General features: G+C 67.5%; 2 protein-coding genes. One reads left to right on the forward strand and one right to left on the reverse strand.

What is annotated here, in order from left to right; genetic code table 11:
- Positions 1-1,274, reverse strand: a 1,274-nt coding sequence (locus tag J7U37_RS24730) for an AAA domain-containing protein (RefSeq protein WP_247637469.1), incomplete at its 3' end; no start/stop codon positions are given.
- A 105-nt stretch (positions 1,275-1,379) separates the two neighbouring features.
- Here J7U37_RS24730 and J7U37_RS24735 point away from each other — a divergent pair.
- Positions 1,380-1,586 (forward strand): hypothetical protein (locus J7U37_RS24735; protein ID WP_247637470.1); only part of this gene is annotated, 207 nt, incomplete at its 3' end.

Here is a 1,586-nt window from a genome sequence, read left to right on the forward strand (position 1 = left end):
AACACCGGTTCTTCCGCGGCCAGCCGGCGAACGATGCCGGCGATTTCCTGCGAAGCGGGCTCGAAGGCCTCGGGGAGCTCGACGGGAAGGCCGAGGTACCGCTCCCGTTCCAGGGCGATGGGCCGGGCGTCCTCGGCAAAGCGTCCTACGAGGTCGACGATGCGGTTCTCGCCGGCCGCGAAGAGGATATCCTCTGCCAGCGCCCGTAGCCACGGTGTATCGTCCGCCAGGTCCTTGGCCCGGCGTAGGGATCCCAGCTCCGACGCCGCCTCAAGCGCCTTGGCGACGTCCTTTGGGGACATGATCCGCACCCGGATCGAGGGTTCGCTCGCCGCCGCCTCGGCCAGGTGTATGGACCGGACCAAGTCATCGTGCAGCCGCGCGATGACATCGCCGTCCGGCAGATCATGAATTGACGGCAGGACACAGTCGATGTGTTCGAGACGGGCTCCGAGGGCGAGGCGCGCCGAGCGGAGGCCGGCTACGTCCTGGTCCCGCGGCATCGCATCGAGTGAAGCATCGCTTGGACGGTCCTTGAACCAATCGTGCCTCACGGCTGAGAGCGTGACCCGCCGCGCAAGCTCGGCAGGTCGCTCGTGACCGAATGCCGGGGAAAGCTGGCGGAGCGCAAACCGCTCGATCTCCGCGTCGACCTCGTTCAGCCGGCTCCGAAGCCCCACTACCGACGCTTCGAGGTCCCGGATCAACCGCGACTGCTCCGATGGCTTGATGCTCTCGACCACCGACTGAAGAAGGCGGACCGCCGCTTCCAGCTGTTTGAAGCCCTCGCGCTCGGTCGCGGTGATGCTGATGGCGAGGTCGCGCACACCGTCGGGAAGTTGGTCACGCAACACGGCAAGGGCCGGCTCGCCATGCGAGACGACGAGGACGCGCCGACCGGTCGCCATGTAGTGGCAGATGATGTTCGAGATGGTGTGGGTCTTGCCGGTCCCGGGCGGCCCCTGCACCACGATCCCGTCCGTGGCTTCGAGCCGCCGCACGATCTCCATCTGCTCGTCGTTGAACGGCTTGGGGAAGAACAGGTCGCCGGCCTCGGCTGGGCCGACCGGTTCGGGCGCGTGATCGACCGTCCCACCCACCCGGTCGCTCAGGGCGCGCCAGAGATCGCCCGACGGCTTGTCCGCAGGCCCCATGACCAACGTCCGTGCCGGACCCGGGAGATCATGTTCCTCCGCGGCACGTTTCACGGAGCGCTTCAGGTTCTCGATGTCCGCCAGCAGGAAGCTGTCCGACCTATGGCGAGCGAAGATCACCCAGCGGTCGGAGACCGTGAGGTTCTCACCTGCGCCGGGTACGGGTTCGTGGGGCGCGAGGGTCAGTCGGTCAGGTAGGTACCCGCCCTCGACGTCGAGCCGGGCTTGGCAGGATCGAAGAATCGGCTCGAAATCGTCGCGACGGTAGGGCGAGATGCCTTCGTCCGGATCGTGAACGGCGATGGCGCGTCGGGCTGCATCGTGGGCCAGCATCACACCCTCGACGCCCATGTCCTCATAGGCCCGAAGGTTCACCGCGGCCGCGGCGGCGCGCGGTCGAATGCGGATTTCGGCCCCTCCGGCATCGTCGAC

It is taken from the genome of Methylobacterium sp. 37f (assembly GCF_023093475.1).
In the GTDB taxonomy this organism is placed as follows: Bacteria; Pseudomonadota; Alphaproteobacteria; order Rhizobiales; family Beijerinckiaceae; genus Methylobacterium.